The organism is Thiobacillus denitrificans ATCC 25259 (genome assembly GCF_000012745.1).
Lineage (GTDB): Bacteria > Pseudomonadota > Gammaproteobacteria > Burkholderiales > Thiobacillaceae > Thiobacillus > Thiobacillus denitrificans_B.
Window position 1 is genome coordinate 255,445 of record NC_007404.1, and the last position, 21,222, is coordinate 276,666.

The window sequence follows — 21,222 nt, forward strand, 5'->3', positions numbered from 1 at the left end:
TTTACTCCGGCTGGTAGCCGAGGTTCGGCCCCAGCCACCGTTCCGCCGTCTTCACATCCCATCCCTTGCGCCGCGCGTAGTCCTCGACCTGATCGCGCTCGATCTTCGCCACCGCGAAATACTGGCTGTCGGGGTGCGAAAGGTAGAAGCCCGACACGGCAGCGCCCGGCCACATCGCGAAATTTTCCGTCAACTCGACGCCGATCGCGTTCGTCGCGTCGAGCAGTCCGAAGAGCGCCGCTTTCTCGCTGTGCTCCGGGCAGGCCGGGTAGCCGGGCGCCGGACGGATGCCGCGGTACTTCTCGGCGATCAGGTCATCGTTGGGCAGCGCTTCGTCGGCGGCGTAGCCCCAGAATTCCCGGCGCACGCGCAGATGCAGGTGCTCGGCGAAGGCTTCGGCCAGGCGGTCGCACAGCGACTTGAACAGGATCGCCGAGTAGTCGTCGTGCGCGGCCTCGAAGGCCTTCGCCCGCTCGTCCTCGCCGATGCCGGCGGTCACGACGAAGGCGCCCAGATAATCCTTTAGCCCACTCGCCTTCGGCGCGACGAAGTCGGCGAGACACAGGTTGGCGCGACCCTCGGGCTTCTTCGCCTGCTGGCGCAGGTTGTGCCACGTGGTCAGGGCTTGCGAGCGAGATTCATCGGCGTACACCTCGATGTCGTCGTCGACGGCGTTGGCGGGAAAGAGGCCGAAGACCGCGCGCGCCTCGACCCAGTTCTCCGCGACCATCCTGTTCAGCATCGCCTGCGCATCGGAGAAGAGCTTCGTCGCCTCGGCGCCGACCACTTCGTCGTCGAGAATCTTCGGATACTTTCCGTGCAGTTCCCAGGACGCGAAGAACGGCGTCCAGTCGATCGTCTCGACCAGTTTCGCCAGGTCGTAGGCCTTCAATACATGCACGCCGGGCTGGTTCGGAACAGGCGGCGTGTAGCTCGCCCAGTCGATGCCGAACTTGTTGGCGCGCGCATCGGCCAGCGTCAGCCGGGCGGTATCCGACTTGTGCTTGAGGTGGCGCGCGCGCGTCTGCGCGTAGTCGGCACGGACCTCGGCCGCGAATGCGTCGCGCAATTCGCCCGACAGCAATTGGGTGCACACGCCGACCGCGCGCGACGCGTCCTTCACGTAGACCACCGGGTGCTCGTAATTCGGCTCGATCTTGACCGCCGTGTGCGCGAGTGACGTCGTCGCCCCGCCGATCAGGAGCGGTATCGTGAAGCCCTGGCGCTGCATTTCCTTCGCCACGTGCGCCATTTCCTCGAGCGAGGGCGTGATCAGGCCGGAGAGACCGATGATGTCGGCCTTGTGTTCGCGCGCGGCGTCGAGAATCTTCTGCGCCGGCACCATGACCCCCAGATCGACGATTTCGTAGCCGTTGCAGCCGAGCACGACGCCGACGATGTTTTTGCCGATGTCGTGGACGTCGCCCTTGACCGTCGCCATGACGATCTTGCCTGCGCTCTGCGAATCGCCGGCGCGCTTGTCGGCCTCGATGTAGGGGATCAGGTGCGCGACGGCCTGCTTCATTACGCGCGCCGACTTCACGACCTGCGGCAGGAACATCTTGCCGGCGCCGAAGAGGTCGCCGACGACGTTCATGCCGGCCATCAGCGGGCCTTCGATCACGTGCAGTGGGCGTTCGGCCTCGAGGCGGGCGGCTTCCGTGTCCTCGACGATGTACTGGGTGATGCCCTGGACCAGCGCGTGGGTGAGCCGTTCGTTGACTGGCAGGCTGCGCCAGGCGAGGTCCTCGACCTTCTCCTTGGCGCCGCCCTTCACGCCTTCAGCGAAGGCGACGAGGCGCTCGGTCGCGTCGGCGCGGCGGTTCAGCAAGACGTCCTCGACGCGTTCCTTCAGCTCCGGGTCGAGGTTCTCATAGACGCCGAGCTGGCCGGCGTTGACGATGCCCATGTCCATGCCGGCCTGGATCGCGTGGTAGAGGAAGGCGGTGTGGATCGCCTCGCGCACCGCGTCGTTGCCGCGGAACGAGAAGCTCACGTTCGACACCCCGCCAGAGACGTGCGCATACGGCAGGTTCTGGCGGATCCAGCGCGTGGCTTCAATAAAATCAACAGCGTAGTTGGCGTGCTCCTCGATGCCGGTCGCAACCGCGAAGATGTTGGGGTCGAAGATGATGTCCTCGGCCGGGAAGCCGACCGTCTCGGTCAAGAGCTTGTAGGCGCGGGTGCAGATCTCGGTCTTGCGCGCATAGGTGTCGGCCTGGCCGGTCTCGTCGAAGGCCATCACGATTACCGCTGCGCCGTAGCGCAGGCACAGCTTCGCCCGCTCGATGAATTCGGCTTCGCCTTCCTTCATGGAAATTGAATTAACGATGCCCTTGCCCTGGATGCACTTCAGGCCGGCCTCGATGACGTTCCACTTCGACGAGTCGATCATGATCGGCACCCGCGCGATATCGGGCTCCGAGGCAATGAGATGGAGGAAGCGCACCATCGCCGCCTCGGCGTCGAGCATGCCCTCGTCCATGTTGATGTCGATCACCTGGGCGCCGTTCTCGACCTGCTGGCGCGCCACCGACAAGGCGTCGTCATAGCGGCCTTCGAGGATCATCCGCGCGAAGGCCTTGGAGCCGGTGACGTTGGTGCGCTCGCCGACGTTGACGAAGAGCGAATCTTTCCCAACGTTGAACGGCTCGAGCCCCGACAGGCGCATCGCCGGCTCGAGCACGGGCGGCACGCGCGGCGCGACGCCCTCGACGGCCTTGGCGATGGCCGCAATGTGCGAAGGCGAGGTGCCGCAGCAGCCGCCGACGATGTTGAGCAGCCCAGCGCGTGCCCACTCGCCGATGTGCTTCGCCATTTCGGCGCCGTCCATGTCGTATTCACCGAAGGCGTTGGGCAGGCCGGCGTTGGGGTGGGCCGAGATGAAGACCTCGGCCTTGTTCGATAGTTCTTCGACGTATTGCCGCAAGAGATCCGGCCCAAGCGCGCAGTTCAGGCCGATCGACAGCGGGCGCGCGTGGCGCACCGAATTCCAGAACGCTTCGCCGGTCTGGCCAGAGAGCGTGCGGCCGGACGCGTCGGTGATCGTGCCCGAGATCATCACGGGCAGTCGCATGTTATTGATCTCGAAATATTCCTCGATCGCGAACAGCGCAGCCTTGGCGTTGAGCGTATCGAAAATCGTCTCGACCATCAGGATGTCGGCGCCACCCTTGACCAGGCCGTCGATCGCCTCGAGGTAGGCTTCGCGCAGTTGGTCGAACGTAACATTGCGGAAGCCCGGGTCGTTGACGTCGGGCGAGATCGTCGCCGTGCGTGACGTCGGCCCGAGCACGCCGGCGACGAAGCGCGGCTTGGCCGGGTTCTGCGCGGTCGCCTCGTCGGCGGCTTCGCGCGCGAGTTTGGCGGCGGCGAAGTTGAGCTCCGGCACCAGGTGCTCCATACGGTAGTCGGCCATCGAGATCGCGGTCGCGTTGAAGCTGTTGGTCTCGAGGATGTCGGCGCCGGCCGCGAGGTACTTGGCGTGGATTTCCTTGATGATCGCGGGCTGCGTCAGGCATAGCAGGTCGTTGTTGCCCTTGAGGTCGTGGGCAAAATCGGCAAAGCGCTCACCCCGGTAGTCCGCCTCGCCGAGCTTGTACGACTGGATCATCGTTCCCATCGCGCCGTCGAGGACGAGGATGCGCTGGGCGAGCAGGGAATGCAGCAGGTCGGTGCGGGACATGGTCGTGAGGCTGGCAGGGCAATCGCGCATTATATTCGCTTGGCCTGCGGCCCTCCGACGCGCTATGGTGCAGTATCGCGCCGCGGAATCGTCCGATGAAAAACCTCGAACCCAAGGAAGCCTACGCCTACCTGCAGTCCCACCCCGAGGCGGTCTTTGTCGACTGCCGCTCGGAAATCGAATACCTGTTCGTCGGCCATCCTGCCGGCGCCATCCACATTGCCTGGCAGGACAGTCCCGATTGGGATGTGAATCCCGACTTTCTGGGCCATACCCGCATCGCCGCATCGGTGAACCGGCCGGTCGTCCTGATCTGCCGCTCGGGGCGGCGTTCGGCCGACGCGGGGCGTTATCTCGAAAAACACGGCTTCCCCGAGGTCTACAACGTCGCGCACGGCTTCGAGGGCGACATGGACGCGCATCGCCACCGCAATACGGTCAATGGCTGGCGTTTCGATGGCCTGCCGTGGGAGCAGACCTGAGGCGCCGCGGTCACCGCGAATTCCCTCTGCTCGTTGCTCCCGTCTGCTTGCTGGTCGCCTGCGTTCGCGGCCAGCCGCCGGCGATTCAGCCCAGCGTCACCCCCAGCCAGGCGCCGATGAAATACGTCGCGAGCCCGGCGCCGCCGCCGATCGCGAGCATGCGCAAGCCGCTCAGCGGCGCGCGGCGTCCGGTGAAAAGGCTCATGCTCGCGCCGACGGCGAAAAGCCCCAGCGCCGTGAACGCGACCGATAGCGCGAGCGAATTGCCGGCGCCGAGCAGGAACGGGAGCAGGGGTACCGCGGCACCAACGCTGAACGCGGCGAACGACGCCAAGGCCGCGGTCCACGGCGAGCCCAGTTCGTCGGGGTTGAGGCCGAGTTCCTCGCGCGCAAGCGTGTCGAGCGCGCGCTCCGGGTTCTCCATCAGCGTGTCGGCGACCCGCTTCGCCTCGCCTTCGGGCATGCCCTTGGCGGCATAGATCAGCGCGAGTTCGGCCGCTTCTTCGGCAGGATACTTTTCCAGTTCGTCGCGTTCGAGGCCGATTTGATACTCGAACATCTCGCGCTGCGAGCGCATCGACACGTATTCGCCGGCGGCCATCGAAAACGCACCGGCGAGCAGGCCGGCGACGCCGGTCAGCAGAATGACCTCGGACGCCTGCGCGGCGCCGGCGACGCCGTAAATCAGCGCGGCGTTGGAGACCAGCCCGTCGTTGACCCCGAACACGCCGGCACGCAGGGCGTTGCCGGCGGCGCCGGTGCGGTGGCGCTTGCCGATATCGTCGCGTTTGGACGGTGTCGCGTGCGGCGCGTGCTGCGTATACAGACTCATGCCGCGCACCTTCATCGCGGCGAGTACACCGTGCATCGCACGCGGCGTGAACAGACGCGTCAGGGACGCGACGACGCGGGTGCGCAGGTCGGGGCGGAAGGGCGCGGGGGGCGGCGCGCCGTCCGCAGCGAGGACGCGCAACCAGATTTCCGCCTGGTCGTCGGCGGCCTGCGCGAGTTCACCGAACAGCGCCGCGCGCGGCGTGCCCTGCTCGCATTCGGCGACGACCCGGTAAAGCCAGGCCGAACGCTTTTCTTCATGCCACGATTCAAGCGGGTCGCTCATGCCTGTCGCCGGTATTGGATCGCCTCGGCGAGGTGGGTCGTGGTGATCGCGTCGCTGCCCGCGAGATCCGCGACGCTGCGCGCGAGCCGGAGCACGCGGTGATAAGCCCGGGCCGAGAGCTTGAGTCGTGCGATCGCCTGCTTGAGCAGCGCCTCGCCGGCGCCGTCGAGCGCGCAGAAGCGCTCGACGTCCTGCGTGCCGAGCGCGGCGTTGGCCTTGCCCTGGCGCTGCATCTGGCGCGCACGCGCGGCCTCGACGCGGGCGCGGATTTCGGCGCTCGACTCGCCCTCGGCGCTCGCCAACAACTCGTCTTCGGTCAAGGCCGGAACGCTGATCTGGATGTCGATGCGGTCGAGCAGCGGCCCCGAGATGCGGCCGCGGTATCGCGCGATCTGGTCGGGCGTGTCGCGGCAGGCCTGGCTCGGATGGCCGAGATAGCCGCAGGGGCAGGGGTTCATCGCGGCGACCAGCTGAAACCGCGCCGGAAAGTCGGCCTGCCGCGCGGCGCGCGAGATCGTGATGTGGCCGCTCTCGAGCGGCTCGCGCAGCACTTCGAGCACCTGGCGCGGAAACTCGGGCAGCTCGTCGAGGAACAGCACACCGTGGTGGGCGAGCGAAATTTCGCCCGGACGCGGGTTGTTGCCGCCGCCGACCAGCGCGACCGCCGAGGCCGTGTGGTGAGGCGCGCGGTAGGGGCGGCGGCCCCAGTGCTCGGGGCGGAACCCGCCGTTGAGCGAAGCGACCGCCGCAGCCTCGAGTGCCTCGGCCTCGTCCATTGCCGGCAGGATCCCGGGAAAGCGCGCGGCGAGCATCGACTTGCCGGTCCCGGGCGGGCCAGCCATCAAAACCGAGTGGCCGCCGGCCGCCGCGACTTCGAGCGCGCGCCGCGCGCCGGCCTGGCCTTTGACGTCGGCGAAATCGGGATAGGTTGCGGCAGGCGAATCCGCGTCGGCAGCCGCTTCGCACAGCGTGCCCTGACCCGCGAGCCACGCGCAGACCTCGAGCAGGCTCGTCGCGCCATAGGTTTCGACGCCCCGCGCGAGCGCCGCCTCGCTGGCCGACTGCGCCGGCAAAACGAGCTTGCAACCGGCTGCGCGCGTCGCCAACGCCATCGCGAGCGCTCCGCGGACCGGGCGCAGTTCTCCGGTCAGCGCGAGTTCGCCGGCAAATTCGGCCTCCTTGAGTTTGTCGCCCGGCGCCTGCCCGGATGCGGCGAGGATCGCGAGCGCGATCGGCAGATCGAAGCGCCCCGATTCCTTGGGCAGGTCGGCGGGCGCGAGATTGACCGTGATCCGCCGCGCCGGAAACTCGTAGCCGGCGTTCTGGATCGCCGCGCGCACGCGGTCGCGCGCCTCCTTGACCTCGGTCTCGGGCAGGCCGACGAGCGTGAACGCGGGCAGGCCGTTGGCGAGGTGCGCCTCGACGACAACCTCCGGCGCGTTCATGCCGGCGAGCGCGCGGCTCTTGACGACGGCGACGCCCACGGCTTCAGCCTTCGTCCGCCTGCCGCTCGTGTTTTTCCAGATCGGCCAACCGGGCCTCGAGTTGGCCCAGCTTTTCGCGCGTGCGCGCGAGCACCGCGGCCTGCACGTCGAACTCCTCGCGGCTCACCAGATCGAGTTTGGTCAGCATCGACGTCACCCCGGCCTTGAGATTTCGCTCGAAGTCTTGCGCCGGGGACTGGCGCAACACCTCGCCGAGCCGGGCCAGCAGGTCGTTGAGGAAAGGGGAATCGGGAAATTTCGGGTTCATCGGCCACCTCCGTGTGATGCGCGAGTGTAGCAAGCGACGTCGCGCGCCGCGTGCAGCGGGCAATGGCACAGGCACGGTGCAGGGCATTTTGCAGATGCACTTTGCGGGTGCATCGCGTGCCTGAATAATGTGCGCCACTTCTGTAAGTCAATGATAAGTAACATGAAATTGCTCTGGCATGGCTCCTGCTGGATACCCGGTGCAATCCTGCACGCGCCACTCACGGAGAGATAAATGAAAAGACTTGCACACGCCCTGCTGCTGACCGGCCTGTTAGGCATCCCGGCGCTTGCCGCGGCGGCCGAGGACGGCGGGCCGCACAGCCTCAGCGCCAACGTCGGACTCACGAGCAACTACCTGTTCCGCGGGATCTCGCAGACCGGCGGCGACCCGGCCATCCAGGGCGGGCTCGACTACACGCACGCCAGCGGTTTTTATCTCGGCACCTGGGGCAGCAACGTCGGCTGGATCGAGGACTACCAGCGCTACGACTCGGGCAACCTGGAACTCGACCTGTACGGCGGCTTCCGCGGCAACATCGGCGCCAGCGACTTCACCTACGACGTCGGCGCGATCCAGTACTTCTACCCCGGCGAACGTGCGGGCGCGGTCGACGCCGACACCACCGAACTCTATGCCGGCCTGGGCTGGAAGTGGGTCTCGCTCAAGTATTCCTACGCGATCAGCGACGAGGTCTTCGGTTTCGCCGACGCCGACGGCTCCAGCTACCTCGACGTCTCGGTCAACGTCCCGCTCGGCGAAACCGGTCTGACGGCCGGCGCCCACTGGGGGACGTTCAACTTCGAGAACAACGGCGCGCAGGATTACGACGACTGGAAAGTCAGCCTGGCCTACGACATGGGCAAGCTGAGCGAGGTCGCATCGGGCGTGACGGTTGGCGTCATGTACACCGACACTGACGCCGACAGCGACGTGTGGACCGACACCAACGGCGAGTTCCTCGGCAAAGACACGACCACGGTCTGGATTTCCAAGACCTTTTGAACCTGAAGACGCGGGCGATGCACCGAATCGCCCGGTTTCTTCACTTGCCAAACTGGGAGCAGACATGAAATTCGTAACGGCCATCATCAAGCCGTTCAAGCTGGACGAAGTGCGCGAGGCCTTGTCGGCCATCGGCGTCACCGGCCTGACGGTCACGGAAGTAAAGGGGTTCGGGCGGCAGAAGGGACACACCGAGCTGTATCGCGGTGCGGAATACGTCGTCGACTTCCTGCCCAAGGTCAAGCTCGAAGTCGCGATCAAGGCCGATCTGCTCGAGCGCGTCATCGAGGCGATCGAGCACGCGGCGAACACCGGCAAGATCGGCGACGGCAAGATCTTCGTCAGCAGCCTGGAACAGGTCGTGCGCATCCGTACCGGCGAGTCCGGCCCGGACGCACTGTGAGGAGCCGGACATGAAAAAACTCTTTGCTTCGTTCGGCCTGATCCTCGCGCTGCTGGCGCCGGGCCTCGCGGCCGCGCAGGACGCGGCCGTGCCGATGGATGGCGCCGCAGCAGTCGAAACGGCGCCGGCGGCTGTAGCGCCGGCAGCCGCAGTTCCGGCCGAAACAGCCGCGACGCCGGTCCCAGACAAGGGCGACACGACCTGGATGATGGTCTCGACGTTGCTCGTCGTCCTGATGATCGTCCCGGGCGTCGCACTCTTCTACGGCGGGCTCGTGCGCGCCAAGAACATGCTGTCGGTGCTGACGCAGGTGATGGCGATCTTCTGCCTGATATCGGTGCTGTGGGCGGTCTATGGCTACTCGCTGGCGTTCGGCGACGGCGGCGGCATGAACTGGGCGATCGGCGACCTCTCCAAGCTCTTCCTCGCCGGGATCACGCCCGACAGCACCGCCGCGACCTTCTCCGACGGCGTCGTCATTCCCGAATTCACCTTCGTCGCCTTCCAGCTGACCTTCGCCGCGATCACGGTCGCACTGATCGTCGGCGGGCTCGCCGAGCGCGTGAAATTCTCGGCGCTGCTCGTGTTCGCGGTGCTGTGGTTCACCTTCTCCTACCTGCCGATCGCGCACATGGTGTGGGCGACCGGCGGCTATCTGTTCGAGAAGGGCGACCTCGACTTCGCGGGCGGGACCGTGGTCCACATCAACGCGGGCGTCGCTGCGCTCGTCGGCGCGATCGTACTCGGCAAGCGCATCGGCTACGGCCGCGACGCGATGCCGCCGCACAACCTGCCGATGACGATGATCGGCGCGTCGCTGCTGTGGGTCGGCTGGTTCGGCTTCAACGCCGGCTCCAACCTCGAAGCGACCGGCGGCGCGGCGCTCGCCTTCATCAACACGATACTCGCGACCGCCGCGGCAGGGCTGGCGTGGATGTTCGCCGAGTGGATGGTGCGCGGCAAGCCTTCGTTGCTCGGCGTCGCGTCGGGCGTGGTTGCCGGGCTCGTCGCGATCACGCCCGCAGCGGGCCTGGTCGGGCCGATGGGCGGGATCGTGCTCGGCGCGGTCGCCGGCGTCGTCTGCCTGTGGGGCGTCAGCGGGCTCAAGTCGGCGCTCGGCTACGACGACAGCCTCGACGTCTTCGGCATCCACGGCATCGGCGGCATCATCGGCGCGATCGGCACCGGCATCTTCGTCTCGCCGACGCTCGGCGGCGTCGGGGTCGACGGCTACACGCTCGCCGGCCAGGTCATGACACAGGCGAGCGGCGTGCTGATCACGATCGTGTGGTCGGCGGTCGTCAGCTTCGTCGCCTTCAAGCTCATCGACGTGACCCTCGGCTTGCGCGTCGCCGAAGAACAGGAGCGCGAGGGACTCGACACCGCGTCGCACGGCGAGCGCGCGTACTCCGTCTAGCCGTTCTTTCTCCTGCTGGAGGTCTGGGGCGCTCTGCAGGGCGCCCCTTTTTATTGAGTCGGGCAGCGGACGGCGGCACGGCCGAAGCGTGGACGTGCGCGCCGACGATGCCTCAGGTATTGCTCAGCGGCCCCGCGCCGGTGCGGCCGATCATCGCCAGAAACTCGCGGCGCGTCGCAACGTTGGAGCGGAAGACGCCGAGCATGCGGCTCGTGACCATCGCCGCGCCCGGCTTGTGCACACCGCGCGTCGTCATGCACTGATGCGAGCCCTCAATCACGACGGCGACGCCTTGCGGCTGCAACACGTTGTTGAGCGTGTCGGCGATCTGCACGGTCATTCTTTCCTGGATCTGCAGGCGCTTGGCGTAGAGGTCGACGAGGCGCGCGAGCTTCGAAATGCCGACGACGCGGTGCGTGGGAAGGTAGGCGACGTGGGCCTTGCCGATGATCGGCGCCATGTGGTGCTCGCAATGGCTTTCGAAACGGATGTCGGTCATGACGATCATTTCGTCGTAGCCGTCGACTTCGGAAAACGTGCGCGCCAGCACTTGCGCCGGGTCGTCGGGATAGCCGGCGAAGTATTCCTCGTAGGCGCGGACGACGCGGGCCGGCGTGTCGATCAGGCCTTCGCGCGACGGGTCGTCGCCGGCCCAGGCGATCAGCGTGCGCACGGCTTCTTCGGCCGCTTCGCGCGTGGGCCGCTGGGGTGTGTCGGAAGGAGGCTGAGTCATGATGTCCTTTCGCGTGCAGTCTTGTCCGTGGGGGTGGGGGCGTGGCGCGGTGCTGTTTCTTGTAATAGCCGAACCGCTCGGCGCGCGCGGGCAGGCTGCTGGGGCGGCTACCCAGGCATCTTGCCTTCTCCTTATTTATGCTGACGAAACCTCCCGTCTTCCATCGGCGGAGCGATGAAAACACTGTCGGCAAATTCCTAAAATTCGATTTGCTGCCGTTCTGAATCGACGTTACGGATTTCCCGTGTGCAGAGACAATTTCGACGCCCCGTGTCGGCTTATAAGCGTCGGATTGACTGAGAGAAACGCCGGGCCAAAGTCGCGAATTCACGCCGTCATTGCAAAACCCGACTCGGGTGCTAGCTTGATACAGGTGAAATTCGCACAAACACCATGAAAATCCGTGTTCATAGGAGGGTAACTATGAATGACCATGCCTGCCGGACGGGCGCAAGGCCCCGTTCACTTCCTCTGGCCCTGGCGGCGGCGGCGCTGTTCACCGCATGCGCCAGTACCCCTAACCCCAATACGCAGTTCGCGGTCTCGCGCGCCGCGCTCGATGATGCGCGCAGCGCGGACGCGGCCGAGTTCGCGCCGCTGCAACTGAAGTCCGCGATGGAGAAGATGGATTCCGCCGAGCGGGCCCTGCGCGCGAAGGAGCCGGAACTCGCGCGGCGCCTGGCCGAGCAGGCTGAGGTCGATGCGCGACTCGCCGCCGCGATGGCGCGCTCGGCCAAGAGCCAGCGCGCCGCGGACGCCGTGCAGGAAGACATTCGTGTGTTGCGCCAGGAAATCGAGCGCAAAGCGCAATAAAAGTCGGGAGCCGATCATGCAGAAAAATCGACATCACCATGGCCTGTTGCTTGCCCTCGCGCTGCTCGCCGGCTGCGCGACAGTGCCCGAGAACGATGCGCTGACCGAGGCGCGCAGCCTTTACGACAGTGCGCGAACCGATCCCCAGGTCGTGAAACTCGCGCCGGTTGAACTGGACGAGGCGGGCGAGTCGCTGAGCCGCGCCGAGGCCGCCGCCTCGCAGCGCGAGAGCGGCGACGTCATCGAACAACTGGCTTACGTGGCGAAGCAAAGGGCGGCGATCGCGCAGGAAACGGCGAAGCGCAAGGCCGCCGAGATCAGCGTCACCGAGGCGAGCGCCGAACGCGACCGCGTGCGCCTCGAGGCGCGCACCGCCGAAGTCGCCGCTGCCCGGCAGCAGGCGACACAGGCCGAGCTAACGGCGCAGCAGCAGGCGGAACGCGACCGCGCGCTGATCGCAGAGCGTGAGGCCGAAGTCGAGGCCGCACGGCAGCAGGCCGCGACGGCAGAGGAGGCGGCGCGGCAGCGGGCGGATGCCCTGGAAGCAGCCCGCCTCGAGATCCAGCGCGCGCAGACACGGATCGCCGAACAGGAAGAGCAGCTCCAGGCCCTGAACGCGAAGAAAACCGACCGTGGCCTCGTCGTCACGCTCGGCGACGTGCTGTTCGGCGTGAACAAGGCGGACCTCACGCCGGGTGGGATGCGCAACGTGCAGAAGCTCGCCGATTTCCTCAAGCAGTACGAGACGCGCAAGCTTCTGATCGAGGGCCACACCGACAGCACTGGCGGCGACGCGCTCAATCAGGCGCTTTCCGAACGGCGCGCCGAGGCCGTGAAGACCGCGCTGATCGGCATGGGCGTCGACGGCGAGCGCATCGCGACGCGCGGCTACGGCAAGGCCTTCCCGGTGGCGAGCAACAACACGGCAGCGGGCCGGCAACTCAATCGCCGGGTCGAAGTCGTGCTGTCGGAGAACGGCGGCGAGGTGCCGGAGCGCAAGGCCGGCGAGTGACGGCAGGCGGGCCACGGCGCGGCGGCGATTGCGCCGCGCCGGCTCCCCGGCGACGCGTAAGCTCGGCCGGCCTTTTGTATTGCAGGGCTTTTCGGTAGGCTTCGCGCTAGTCCTACAAAAAGCCCGCCATGCACTTCACCCCCGAAAGCTTCCGCGCCTGGCCGACCAAGCGTGTCACCCTGCTGGGCATGTCCGGCGTCGGCAAGACGCACATCTCCGGCATGCTGCGCGGCCACGACTGGTTCCATTTTTCCGGCGACTACCGCATCGGCACGCGCTACCTCGACGAGCCGATTCTCGATCTGATCAAGCAGCAGGCGATGCAGGTGCCCTTCCTGCGCGACCTGTTGCGACGCGACTGGATCGACATCAAGAACAACATCAAGATCCACGATCTCGGTCCCGTCCTCACCTTCGTCGGCAAGCTCGGCGGACCGGAGTGGGGCGGGCTTCCGCTCGACGAATTCACGCGGCGGCAGGCGGCGTACCGCGAAGCCGAGATCGCCGCGATGCGCGACGTGCCGGGCTTCATCCGCAAGGGCCAGGAGATCTACGGCTATCCGCACTTCGTCAACGACGTCGGCGGTAGTCTGTGTGAGCTCGACGAGCCCGGCGTGATCGAACTGCTCGCCGAGCACACGCTCATCCTCTACATCCAGACGACCAGCCGCGAAGAGGAGGAAACGCTGATCCGTCGCGCGCAGTCCGACCCCAAGCCGCTGTATTTCCGACCCGCCTTCCTCGAGGAGAATCTGCCGCGCTATCTCGAGGAAAAAGGCCTCGCCTACGTCGCGCAGATCGAACCGAACGATTTTGCGCGCTGGATTTTTCCGCGCCTGTTTCATTCGCGCATTCCGCGCTACGAGGCGATCGCAGGCCCGCACGGCTACACGGTGACGTCCGAAGAGGCCGCACAGGTGCGTGACGAGCGCGATTTCCTCGCGCTGCTCGAAGCCGCGATCGCGCGCAAGGGGAGCTGACCGTGCCGCTCGTCGCGCACAACGCCCTGCCGACCTTCGAGCGCCTGCGCCGCGACGGCATCACGGTGCTGTCGACCGAGCGCGCCGCCAACCAGGAAATCCGCGAATTGCACGTCGGCCTGCTGAACATGATGCCCGACGCCGCGCTCGAAGCGACCGAGCGGCAGTTCTATCGGCTGGTCGGCGAATCGAACCCGATCGCGCAGTTCTACATGCACCCGTTCACGCTCGAGACGCTGCCGCGCGGCGACAAGGCGCGTGCGCATATCGGGCGCCATTACGAAAAATTCGAGGACATCCGCGCCGCCGGCCTCGACGCGCTGATCATCACCGGCGCCAACGTCAGCCACGCCAACCTTGCCGACGAGGCCTTCTGGCAGCCGCTCATCGAGGTCATCGACTGGGCGTGGGACAACGTCACCTCGACGCTGTGCTCGTGCCTCGCGACGCACGCGGTCATGCAGTTCCGCTACGCGCAGACCCGCGTGCTGCAGCCGCGCAAGATCTGGGGAGTGTTCGAGCATCGCGTGACCGACGTCCGCCACCCGCTCGTCGCCGACGTCAACACCCGCTTCGACGTGCCGCACTCACGCTGGAACGACGTCTCGCGCGCACAGTTCGAGGCCGCCGGCGTCAAGGTGCTGGTCGAGAGCGAAGAGGCGGGCGTCCACCTCGCCGTCAGCGGCGACGGGCTGCGCACGGTGTTCTTCCAGGGGCACCCCGAGTACGACACCGTGTCACTGCTGAAGGAATACAAGCGTGACCTGCTGCTCGCCACGACGGGCGCGCTTGCCGAGCCGCCCTTCCCGCGCCGTTATTTCGATCGCAAGGCGCAGGCGTTTCTGGCCGAATTCGCGCGCCGCACGCGTGTCGGCGAGACGCTCGTCTTCCCCGAAGCGGAGGTCGTTCCGCTGCTCGACAATACCTGGCACGACACGGCCGAAGCGGTGATCGGCAACTGGATCGGCTGCGTCTATCAGGTCACCCATCGCGAACGCGGCCTGCCCTTCATGCCCGGCGTCGACCCCGACAACCCGCTGGGCCTCGCGTGACCGAGGCCCACGCGCACTTCGACGAAGCGGAGGGCGCCCTCGTCGCCCGCGGCGCCTGGCACGCGGACGCCGCGGCGGCGCTTCCCGACCTTTCCGGCAAGCGCGTGCGCGTCATCGACGGCGCAGGGGTAACGCATCTCGACACCAACGGCGCCTGGTTGCTGCTCGCCGCAGCACAGCCCAAGGCCGACGCGCCCGCGCCTGACTTGCGCGACTTCCAGCCGCGGCACCTGAGCATGCTGCGGCTCGTCGCCCAGCATCGCGCCGCGACGCCGCCGCTGCCCGCGCCGCGGCAGGAGGGCGTGCTCGCGCTCACCGGGCGCGGTGCGCTGACCGTGTGGAGCCACCTCGTCGGCCTGCTCGATTTCGTCGGGCGCCTGGCGCTCGAACTGGCGGGCCTCGTCGGCCAGCCCGGGCTCTGGCGCTGGCGCGAACTCGCCGCGCAGGTGCGCGACGTGTTCGTCGGCGCGATTCCGATCGTCAGCGGCATGATGTTCCTGCTCGGCGTCGTGTTTGCCTACCTGCTCGGCGACCAGGCGCGCCAGTTCGGCGCCAACATCTTCGTCGTCGACGGCCTGCTGCTCGCGGTGCTGCGCGAGATTTCCCCGGTCATCGTCGCGGTGCTCGTCGCCGGCCGCACGGGCGCCGCGATCACGGCCCAGCTCGGGACGATGAAGGTCGCCGAGGAAATCGACGCGATCGCGACGCTCGGCCTGTCGCCGCTCGCGGTGCTCGTGATTCCGCGCGTCCTTGCGTTGATCGTGGCCATGCCTTTGCTGGTGTTCATCGGCGACATCGCCGGCCTCGTCGGCGGCATGCTCGTCGTGCAGCAACAGCTCGCGATCTCGCCGCCCATCTTCCTGGACCGCCTCTACGACGTGATCCTGCTGAAGACGCTGATGGTCGGTCTGGGCAAGGCGCCGGTATTCGCGCTCTTCATCGCGCTGATCTCCTGCCGCATGGGCCTCGCGGTGAGCCGCGACGCGCGCAGCGTCGGCGTCAACACGACGTCGACGGTCGTGCAGAGCCTGGTCGCGGTCATCATCCTCAACGCGGTCTTCGCCGTGGCCTTCGTGCGGCTGGGGATCTGATGGACGCGCCCGTGATCGACGTGCGCGACGTCTCCACCACGCTCGGCGGACAGCGCATCCATCGCGGCCTGAGCCTGTCGGTTCGACGCGGGGAGGTCGTCGCCCTGATCGGCGGCAGCGGCTCGGGGAAGTCGGTGCTGCTGCGCGAAATCATCGGCCTCATACGCCCGCAGGCCGGCGCCATCGAATTGTTCGGCCAATCGGTATGCGATGCGAGTCCGTCGCAGATGAACGCGCTGCGCCGCCGTTTCGGCGTACTGTTCCAGGACGGCGCCCTGTTTTCGTCGCTGTCGGTCGAAGACAACGTCGCCGTGCCGCTGTTCGAGCACAGCGACCTGCCGCACGCGACCTGCCGCCAGCTCGCGCGGCTCAAGCTCGCGTTCGCAGGACTGCCGCCGGGCGCCGCGCGCAAACGGCCGAGCGAACTGTCGGGCGGCATGAGAAAGCGCGTCGCGCTCGCGCGCGCCCTCGCGCTCGACCCCGAACTGCTGTTCCTCGACGAGCCGACTTCGGGCCTCGACCCGATTTCCGCACGCGCCTTCGACGACCTGATCCGGCTGCTCGCGGACAGCCTCGGCCTGACCGTGTTCCTCGTCACACACGACTTGGATACACTGTTTTCGATCATCGACCGCGTCATCGTCCTGGCCGACGGGCGCGTGCTCGGCAGCGGAACCATCGACGAACTGAGGACGATCGACGACCCGTGGCTCAAGGATTATTTCGCCACGCGAACGCCTAAGGGAGAAGCCATCCATGGAAACTGAAGGGCGCTACACGCTGGTAGGCAGCCTGGTGCTGGCGGTGCTCGCCTCGATGACGCTTGCGATCGTCTGGCTCGCGGGCGGCGCCGACAAAATCGCCTATCAGAGCTATACGATCTATTTCAGACACCAATCGCTCGATGGCCTCGCGGTCGGCAGTGCGGTCAAGATGCGCGGCATCAAGGTCGGCGTCGTCGAGGGCTTCCGTTTCGCCGACGGCGACGACGAGGCCGTGCGCGTCACCGCAAGGATCGACGAAGACGTGCCGGTCCATGCCGGCGCCGCCGCCTACATCAAACGCAACCTCGTGACCGGCATCGCCGCAGTCGAGATCGACAACGGGCCGGGGAAAGGCCCGTTGCTCTCCGAGCCGCCCGCGGGCGAGCGTTACCCGGTCATTGCCGAAGGCAGTTCCGACCTCGACAAGGTCGCGACGGCGGTGTCGAAGCTCGCGGTGAGCGGCGCGCAGGTGCTCGACAAGATGAATACGCTGCTGTCTGACGAGAACCAGCGCTCGGTCAGCCGGACGCTCGCCAACCTCAACGAGTTGTCGGGACATCTGGCGGCCAACAAGCAGAGCCTCGACGCCGCCGTGCAGGGCATACGTGACGCGGCCGACGAGTTCCGTTTCGCCGGCGCGAGCATCAATCAGGCGGCCACGCGCGCCGAGGGCAGCATCACCGTCGTCGGCGAGAACGCGCAGGCCGCGATCACAGAAGCGCGCGACGCGATCCAGAAACTGGAGCGCGACGCGACCCAGATATCGGATCGCCTCGAGCATTTCACCGAGACCGGAACGCTCGAATTGACCAATGTGAGCCGCGACGTTCGCACGAGTGCCGACACGCTGACGACGACCGGCCAGCGCCTGTCGAACCCGCGCGGCATCCTGTTCGGCCCGAGCGTCGAGCAGCTCGGTCCCGGAGAAGAATTGCCATGAAAAAAATACTCGGCGTCACGGCGCTCGCGCTGGCGCTCACCGGTTGCATCAGTTTCGACGGCCGCGGTAGCGCGGCGCCGACGATCCACTACGTCCTCGACGATGTCGTGCCGGCGGACACGGCGGCACCGCCCGCGGGCAGGGCTGCCGACGCCGGCGTCACGCCACGCACGCTTCTCGTGCTCGACACGACGAGCAGCGGTTTCTATAACAACGACCAGCTCGTCTTCAGCCGCACGCCGGGCACGCGCGGCTACTACCAGTTCGCACGCTGGACCGAGCGCCCGGGCAAGCGCTTCGCCGATCTCCTGCGCAGCAGACTCGACCGGCTCGGAGGCTACCGCGTGGCGGCGGCGAGCGGGCAGGTCCGCGGCGACCTCCTGCTCGATACCGAATTGATCGAGTTCTATCACGATGCGCGCAGCCAGCCGGGGGAGGTCCATCTGTTGCTGCGCGCGGACCTGCTCGACCTCAAGCGGCGCACGCTGCTCGACCGACGCGTGTTCGAGCAGCGCGTTCCGGTCGCCACCTACGATGCCGCGGGGGCCGCTGCGGCGTCGGGCGTCGCGGTCGGCCACACGCTAGACCAACTCGCCGCCTGGCTCGCGAGCTTCGGTCAAACTGCCTACAATCCAGAACGTAACGCCCCAACGATAAGAGGAGAGTCGCCATGAAACGCCTGCTAGCCGCCCTCAGCCTTTCTTTCTTCGCCGCAGCCGCACACGCCGAAATCTCGCAGAAGTTCGGCTCCCTCGAGATCCATTACAACGCCCTCACGACCGACGAGCTCCTGCCGGAAGTCGCACGCACCTACAAGATCGAACGCAGCAAGACGCGCGGGCTGCTGACGGTGTCGGTGCTCAAGCCGAACAAGGTCGGCGTGCGGATGCCGGTGCCGGCAAAACTCAAGGTCTACGCGACAAATCCGTCGCAGCAGTTGACCCACATCGACATGCGTGAGGTCAAGGAAGGCACGGCGGTCTACTATCTCGGAGAATTCCGCGTCAGCCCGCCGGCGACGCTCAAGTTCAACGCGACCGTCGAGGTCGCGGGCGAGCCCAAGCGCGAGCTCAGCTTCGAGCAGAGCTTCTACAGGTAACGCATCACCAGGACAGCGAGCCCCCAGACGCCGAAGCCGGCGACGGTCAGGCCGGCGAGGCGCCGCACCCAGCGCTGCTGCATGAAAGGCTGGATCTGCCGCGCGAACAGGCCCATGCCGAGAAGATTCGGCAGGGTGCCGAGGCCGAAGGCGAGCATCAGCGCGGCGCCCGAGGTCGCGCTCCCGGCGGCGAGCGCCGAGACGAGAATCGAATAGACCAGCCCGCACGGCAGCCAGCCCCACGCCATGCCGGCGAGCACTGCCTGCGGCAGGGATTTCACCGGCAACAGCTTCTGGAACAGCGGCCTGACGCGTTTCCAGACCGCGCCGCCGGCGCGTTCGAACACCAGCACCCACTGATTGAATCCCGCGAGATAGAGACCGAGCAGCACCATGACGAGCTGCGCCAGCACGTAGAGCATCGTTTGCGCGGGCAGGAAGCTCGCGAGCTTGAGCGAGGCGCCGAGCGCGCCGGCGATCGCGCCGAACAGCACGTAGGACGTCACGCGTCCGAGGTTGTAGGCGAGATGAAGACGGAAGGGCGGCGTGCTGCCGTCGGCGCGGAAGGAAAACGCGGCGACGATGCCGCCGCACATGCCGACGCAGTGGACGCCGCCGAGCAGCCCGGCGAGCAGTGCGCTCAACAGGGAAAACTCGATCATGGACGCTGCGCGCCTTCGGCCGCGGGGCGGCTGCGCGCGACCAGCCAGATCAGCAACAGTACCGGCACGCCGACGAGCGCGGTGCCGGTGAAGAAGTTCGCCCAGCCGTAGGCGTCGACGAATTCACCCGAAAAGCCGGCGATGAACTTGGGCAGGAGCAGCATTACCGAGGTGAAGAGCGCGTACTGCGTCGCCGAATACGCCTGGTTGACGAGCCCCGAGAGGTAGGCGACGAAGGCCGAGGACGCGATGCCGGCCGAGAGATTGTCGGCCGACACCGTGAACACGAGCGCGCCCATGTCGTGGCCGCGCCCGGCGAGCCACACGAACAGAAGGTTGGTCGCGGCCGAGAGCACGGCGCCGAGAAACAGCGTGCGCATCACGCCGAGCCGCATCGTCAGCAGGCCGCCGAGCGCCGCACCCGCGATCGTCATGACGACGCCGTAGACCTTCGACACGGTCGCGACCTCGTCCTTGGTGAAGCCCATCTCCTGATAGAAGGGGTTGCTCATGACTCCCATCACGACGTCGGAAATGCGGTAGACCGCGATCAGCGCGAGCATCAGCACCGCCTGCCACTTGTAGCGCTCGATGAAGTCGATGAAAGGCGAAAGCACGGCACCGTAGAACCACGCCGCCGCGGTCAGCAGACCGCCCGACAGGCCGAGCGCTGCGGCCTTGTCCCGTGCATGCGTCTCGCGCAGGCCGGTTTCGCGCGGCACCTCGCGCTCCGGCTCGCGAATGATCAGCGTGGTCAGGATGCCGACCGCCATGAGCGCGGCCATCACGCTGTAGGCGACCTGCCAGGGTCGGAAGTCGTAGTGCGCCTCGGAGGGGTCGACGCTCGCCGCGATCCATAGCGCGCCCGCGCCGGCGGTGATCATCGCGATGCGATAGCCGGCCTGATAGCTTGCGGCCATCGCGCCCTGCTTTTCGGTTTCGACCGCTTCGATGCGGTAGGCGTCGAGCGCGATGTCCTGCGTTGCCGAGGCGAACGCGACCGCCAGCGCGAAGAACACCGTGTGCGTGAGATTCACGACCGGATCGGTGTTCGCCATCCCGAGCAGCGCGAGCGCGATGCAGACCTGCGACAGCAACAGCCACGCGCGGCGCCGGCCGAGCCGCGCCGTCAGCAGCGGCAGCGGCAGCCGGTCGACCAGCGGCGACCACAGGAACTTGAAGCCGTAGGCGAGCCCCACCCAAGACAGATGCCCGATCGTCGCCCGCGCGATCCCGGCCTCCGAGAGCCAGAACGACAGCGTGCCGAGCACGAGCAGCAGTGGCAGCCCGGCCGAGAAGCCGAGAAACAGCATGCCGACAACACGCGGGTGGGCGTAGACCTTGAGCGCGGCGAGCCAGGGGTGGCTGGCGGAGGGGCTGGGCATGGTTGCGTCGGTCTGTGTTCAGCTACAGCGCATGGTCGTAATCGACGACCAGCGGGGCGTGGTCGGAAAACCGCTGTTCCTTGTACACGAAAGCCGAGCGGGCCTTCGCCGCGATGCCCGGCGTCGCGATCTGGTAGTCGATGCGCCAGCCGACGTTCTTGGCCCAGGCCTGGCCGCGGTTGCTCCACCAGGTGTAGGCCTCGCCGGTGTGCGCGGGGTAGAGGCTGCGGTAGACGTCGACCCAGCCGAGTTCGTCGAACAGGCGCGTCATCCAGGCGCGTTCCTCGGGCAGGAAGCCCGAGTTCTTCTGGTTGGATTTCCAGTTCTTGAGGTCGATTTCCTGGTGGGCGATGTTCCAGTCGCCGCAGATGATGATCTCGCGGCCGCATTTGACCAGTTTCTCCAGATGGGGAAAGAAGGCATCGAGGAAGCGGAATTTCGCCTGCTGCCGCTCTTCGCTGCTCGAGCCCGAAGGCTGATAGAGCGAGATGACCGCGAGATCTCCGTAATCGGCTTCGATGTAGCGGCCCTCGGCGTCGAATTCGGGCAAGCCGAGACCTTCGACGATGCGCTGCGGCGCCTGGCGCGTGTAGACGCCGACGCCGCTGTAGCCTTTCTTCTCGGCGCAGTGAAAGGCCCCGCTGAGCCCGTCGCACTGTCGCACTTCCGGCTTGAGGTCGGTCGCCTGGGCTTTCAGTTCCTGCACGCAGACGACGTCCGCGCCCTGCGTCGGCAGCCAGTCGAAGAAGCCCTTGGTGGCCGCCGAACGGATGCCGTTGAGGTTGGCCGATATAATTCGCATCGCGTTTATCTACTCAAGAAAAGTCCGG

21 protein-coding genes are annotated in these 21,222 nt (G+C 66.8%); 13 read left to right on the forward strand and 8 right to left on the reverse strand.

Annotation, left to right across the window (positions count from 1 at the left end; genetic code table 11):
- Position 1: 1 nt before the first annotated feature.
- Complete coding sequence (gene metH, locus TBD_RS01170; protein WP_148202991.1) at positions 2-3,685, reverse strand: methionine synthase; 3,684 nt, start codon at positions 3,683-3,685, stop codon at positions 2-4.
- 95 nt (positions 3,686-3,780) lie between these two features.
- Here metH and TBD_RS01175 point away from each other — a divergent pair, with 95 nt between their 5' ends.
- On the forward strand, positions 3,781-4,167 hold the full coding sequence (locus TBD_RS01175; protein WP_011310748.1) for a rhodanese-like domain-containing protein: 387 nt from the start codon (positions 3,781-3,783) through the stop codon (positions 4,165-4,167).
- Positions 4,168-4,252: 85 nt separating this feature from the next.
- On the opposite strand, the gene TBD_RS01180 is transcribed toward TBD_RS01175, so the two are convergent.
- Genes TBD_RS01180 through TBD_RS01190 form a run of 3 tightly spaced genes read right to left on the reverse strand, consistent with a single transcriptional unit; the run spans position 4,253 to position 7,036 of the window.
- A complete protein-coding gene (locus TBD_RS01180) occupies positions 4,253-5,284 on the reverse strand; it encodes a VIT1/CCC1 transporter family protein (RefSeq protein WP_011310749.1) in 1,032 nt (343 codons plus the stop codon).
- Complete coding sequence (locus tag TBD_RS01185; RefSeq protein WP_011310750.1) at positions 5,281-6,768, reverse strand: YifB family Mg chelatase-like AAA ATPase; 1,488 nt, start codon at positions 6,766-6,768, stop codon at positions 5,281-5,283. Before TBD_RS01185 ends, TBD_RS01180 begins: the two co-directional genes overlap by 4 nt.
- A gap of 4 nt (positions 6,769-6,772) precedes the next feature.
- A complete protein-coding gene (locus TBD_RS01190) occupies positions 6,773-7,036 on the reverse strand; it encodes an accessory factor UbiK family protein (RefSeq protein ID WP_011310751.1) in 264 nt (87 codons plus the stop codon).
- Between the two features lie 234 nt (positions 7,037-7,270).
- Here TBD_RS01190 and TBD_RS01195 point away from each other — a divergent pair, with 234 nt between their 5' ends.
- The 3 genes from TBD_RS01195 to TBD_RS01205 all read left to right on the forward strand — a co-directional run bounded on the left by TBD_RS01195 (position 7,271) and on the right by TBD_RS01205 (position 9,861).
- Complete coding sequence (locus TBD_RS01195) at positions 7,271-8,041, forward strand: TorF family putative porin (protein WP_011310752.1); 771 nt, start codon at positions 7,271-7,273, stop codon at positions 8,039-8,041.
- Positions 8,042-8,105: 64 nt separating this feature from the next.
- The gene (locus tag TBD_RS01200; RefSeq protein ID WP_011310753.1) at positions 8,106-8,444 is read left to right on the forward strand and encodes a P-II family nitrogen regulator; all 339 of its coding nucleotides are present in this window, start codon (positions 8,106-8,108) and stop codon (positions 8,442-8,444) included.
- 10 nt (positions 8,445-8,454) lie between these two features.
- Positions 8,455-9,861, forward strand: coding sequence for an ammonium transporter (locus TBD_RS01205; protein WP_011310754.1), 1,407 nt, complete (start codon positions 8,455-8,457; stop codon positions 9,859-9,861).
- Between the two features lie 112 nt (positions 9,862-9,973).
- Here the strand turns inward: TBD_RS01205 and folE are convergent, their stop codons facing one another.
- Positions 9,974-10,594, reverse strand: a complete 621-nt coding sequence (gene folE, locus TBD_RS01210; RefSeq protein ID WP_011310755.1) for a GTP cyclohydrolase I FolE — start codon at positions 10,592-10,594, stop codon at positions 9,974-9,976.
- A gap of 423 nt (positions 10,595-11,017) precedes the next feature.
- Here folE and TBD_RS01215 point away from each other — a divergent pair, with 423 nt between their 5' ends.
- The 9 genes from TBD_RS01215 (at position 11,018) to TBD_RS01255 (ending at position 18,345) form a co-directional block, all read left to right on the forward strand.
- A complete protein-coding gene (locus TBD_RS01215) occupies positions 11,018-11,407 on the forward strand; it encodes a DUF4398 domain-containing protein (protein WP_011310756.1) in 390 nt (129 codons plus the stop codon).
- Positions 11,408-11,423: 16 nt separating this feature from the next.
- Entirely contained in the window at positions 11,424-12,419 is a 996-nt protein-coding gene (locus TBD_RS01220; protein WP_011310757.1) for an OmpA family protein, read from the forward strand.
- 128 nt (positions 12,420-12,547) lie between these two features.
- Entirely contained in the window at positions 12,548-13,399 is an 852-nt protein-coding gene (locus tag TBD_RS01225; protein ID WP_011310758.1) for a hypothetical protein, read from the forward strand.
- Positions 13,400-13,401: 2 nt separating this feature from the next.
- Positions 13,402-14,451 carry a homoserine O-succinyltransferase MetA gene (metA, locus tag TBD_RS01230; protein WP_011310759.1) on the forward strand — a complete coding sequence of 350 codons (1,050 nt, stop codon included), beginning with the start codon at positions 13,402-13,404 and terminating at the stop codon, positions 14,449-14,451.
- Positions 14,448-15,542 carry an MlaE family ABC transporter permease gene (locus tag TBD_RS01235; RefSeq protein ID WP_011310760.1) on the forward strand — a complete coding sequence of 365 codons (1,095 nt, stop codon included), beginning with the start codon at positions 14,448-14,450 and terminating at the stop codon, positions 15,540-15,542. The genes metA and TBD_RS01235 overlap by 4 nt, the downstream gene beginning before the upstream one ends.
- Complete coding sequence (locus tag TBD_RS01240; protein WP_011310761.1) at positions 15,542-16,309, forward strand: ABC transporter ATP-binding protein; 768 nt, start codon at positions 15,542-15,544, stop codon at positions 16,307-16,309. Before TBD_RS01235 ends, TBD_RS01240 begins: the two co-directional genes overlap by 1 nt.
- Entirely contained in the window at positions 16,299-17,246 is a 948-nt protein-coding gene (locus tag TBD_RS01245; protein WP_011310762.1) for an MlaD family protein, read from the forward strand. Before TBD_RS01240 ends, TBD_RS01245 begins: the two co-directional genes overlap by 11 nt.
- The gene (locus TBD_RS01250; RefSeq protein ID WP_011310763.1) at positions 17,243-17,920 is read left to right on the forward strand and encodes an ABC-type transport auxiliary lipoprotein family protein; all 678 of its coding nucleotides are present in this window, start codon (positions 17,243-17,245) and stop codon (positions 17,918-17,920) included. Before TBD_RS01245 ends, TBD_RS01250 begins: the two co-directional genes overlap by 4 nt.
- The gene (locus tag TBD_RS01255; RefSeq protein WP_011310764.1) at positions 17,917-18,345 is read left to right on the forward strand and encodes a DUF4426 domain-containing protein; all 429 of its coding nucleotides are present in this window, start codon (positions 17,917-17,919) and stop codon (positions 18,343-18,345) included. Before TBD_RS01250 ends, TBD_RS01255 begins: the two co-directional genes overlap by 4 nt.
- Here the strand turns inward: TBD_RS01255 and TBD_RS01260 are convergent.
- The 3 genes from TBD_RS01260 to TBD_RS01270 are packed head-to-tail and all read right to left on the reverse strand — an operon-like array spanning position 18,336 to position 21,194.
- Positions 18,336-19,007: a sulfite exporter TauE/SafE family protein gene (locus tag TBD_RS01260; RefSeq protein ID WP_011310765.1), complete on the reverse strand. Its 672-nt coding sequence runs from the start codon at positions 19,005-19,007 to the stop codon at positions 18,336-18,338. The two genes, TBD_RS01255 and TBD_RS01260, sit on opposite strands and share 10 nt — an antisense overlap.
- Positions 19,004-20,392: an AmpG family muropeptide MFS transporter gene (locus tag TBD_RS01265; RefSeq protein WP_011310766.1), complete on the reverse strand. Its 1,389-nt coding sequence runs from the start codon at positions 20,390-20,392 to the stop codon at positions 19,004-19,006. The genes TBD_RS01260 and TBD_RS01265 overlap by 4 nt, the downstream gene beginning before the upstream one ends.
- A gap of 22 nt (positions 20,393-20,414) precedes the next feature.
- Positions 20,415-21,194 (reverse strand): exodeoxyribonuclease III, encoded by a 780-nt coding sequence (locus tag TBD_RS01270; RefSeq protein ID WP_011310767.1) that lies wholly within the window; start codon positions 21,192-21,194, stop codon positions 20,415-20,417.
- Positions 21,195-21,222 lie beyond the last annotated feature (28 nt).

Excerpts from the sequence above, each read along its gene's own strand:
- TBD_RS01225 (WP_011310758.1), top strand. The coding sequence starts at position 12,548 with ATGCACTTCACCCCCGAAAGCTTCCGCGCCTGGCCGACCAAGCGTGTC.
- TBD_RS01175 (WP_011310748.1), top strand. The coding sequence starts at position 3,781 with ATGAAAAACCTCGAACCCAAGGAAGCCTACGCCTACCTGCAGTCCCAC.
- metH (WP_148202991.1), bottom strand. The coding sequence starts at position 3,685 with ATGTCCCGCACCGACCTGCTGCATTCCCTGCTCGCCCAGCGCATCCTC.
- TBD_RS01215 (WP_011310756.1), top strand. The coding sequence starts at position 11,018 with ATGAATGACCATGCCTGCCGGACGGGCGCAAGGCCCCGTTCACTTCCT.
- TBD_RS01200 (WP_011310753.1), top strand. The coding sequence starts at position 8,106 with ATGAAATTCGTAACGGCCATCATCAAGCCGTTCAAGCTGGACGAAGTG.
- TBD_RS01265 (WP_011310766.1), bottom strand. The coding sequence starts at position 20,392 with ATGCCCAGCCCCTCCGCCAGCCACCCCTGGCTCGCCGCGCTCAAGGTC.
- TBD_RS01255 (WP_011310764.1), top strand. The coding sequence starts at position 17,917 with ATGAAACGCCTGCTAGCCGCCCTCAGCCTTTCTTTCTTCGCCGCAGCC.
- TBD_RS01205 (WP_011310754.1), top strand. The coding sequence starts at position 8,455 with ATGAAAAAACTCTTTGCTTCGTTCGGCCTGATCCTCGCGCTGCTGGCG.
- TBD_RS01180 (WP_011310749.1), bottom strand. The coding sequence starts at position 5,284 with ATGAGCGACCCGCTTGAATCGTGGCATGAAGAAAAGCGTTCGGCCTGG.
- TBD_RS01195 (WP_011310752.1), top strand. The coding sequence starts at position 7,271 with ATGAAAAGACTTGCACACGCCCTGCTGCTGACCGGCCTGTTAGGCATC.
- TBD_RS01260 (WP_011310765.1), bottom strand. The coding sequence starts at position 19,007 with ATGATCGAGTTTTCCCTGTTGAGCGCACTGCTCGCCGGGCTGCTCGGC.
- TBD_RS01250 (WP_011310763.1), top strand. The coding sequence starts at position 17,243 with ATGAAAAAAATACTCGGCGTCACGGCGCTCGCGCTGGCGCTCACCGGT.
- TBD_RS01240 (WP_011310761.1), top strand. The coding sequence starts at position 15,542 with ATGGACGCGCCCGTGATCGACGTGCGCGACGTCTCCACCACGCTCGGC.
- TBD_RS01270 (WP_011310767.1), bottom strand. The coding sequence starts at position 21,194 with ATGCGAATTATATCGGCCAACCTCAACGGCATCCGTTCGGCGGCCACC.
- TBD_RS01245 (WP_011310762.1), top strand. The coding sequence starts at position 16,299 with ATGGAAACTGAAGGGCGCTACACGCTGGTAGGCAGCCTGGTGCTGGCG.
- TBD_RS01190 (WP_011310751.1), bottom strand. The coding sequence starts at position 7,036 with ATGAACCCGAAATTTCCCGATTCCCCTTTCCTCAACGACCTGCTGGCC.
- TBD_RS01220 (WP_011310757.1), top strand. The coding sequence starts at position 11,424 with ATGCAGAAAAATCGACATCACCATGGCCTGTTGCTTGCCCTCGCGCTG.
- folE (WP_011310755.1), bottom strand. The coding sequence starts at position 10,594 with ATGACTCAGCCTCCTTCCGACACACCCCAGCGGCCCACGCGCGAAGCG.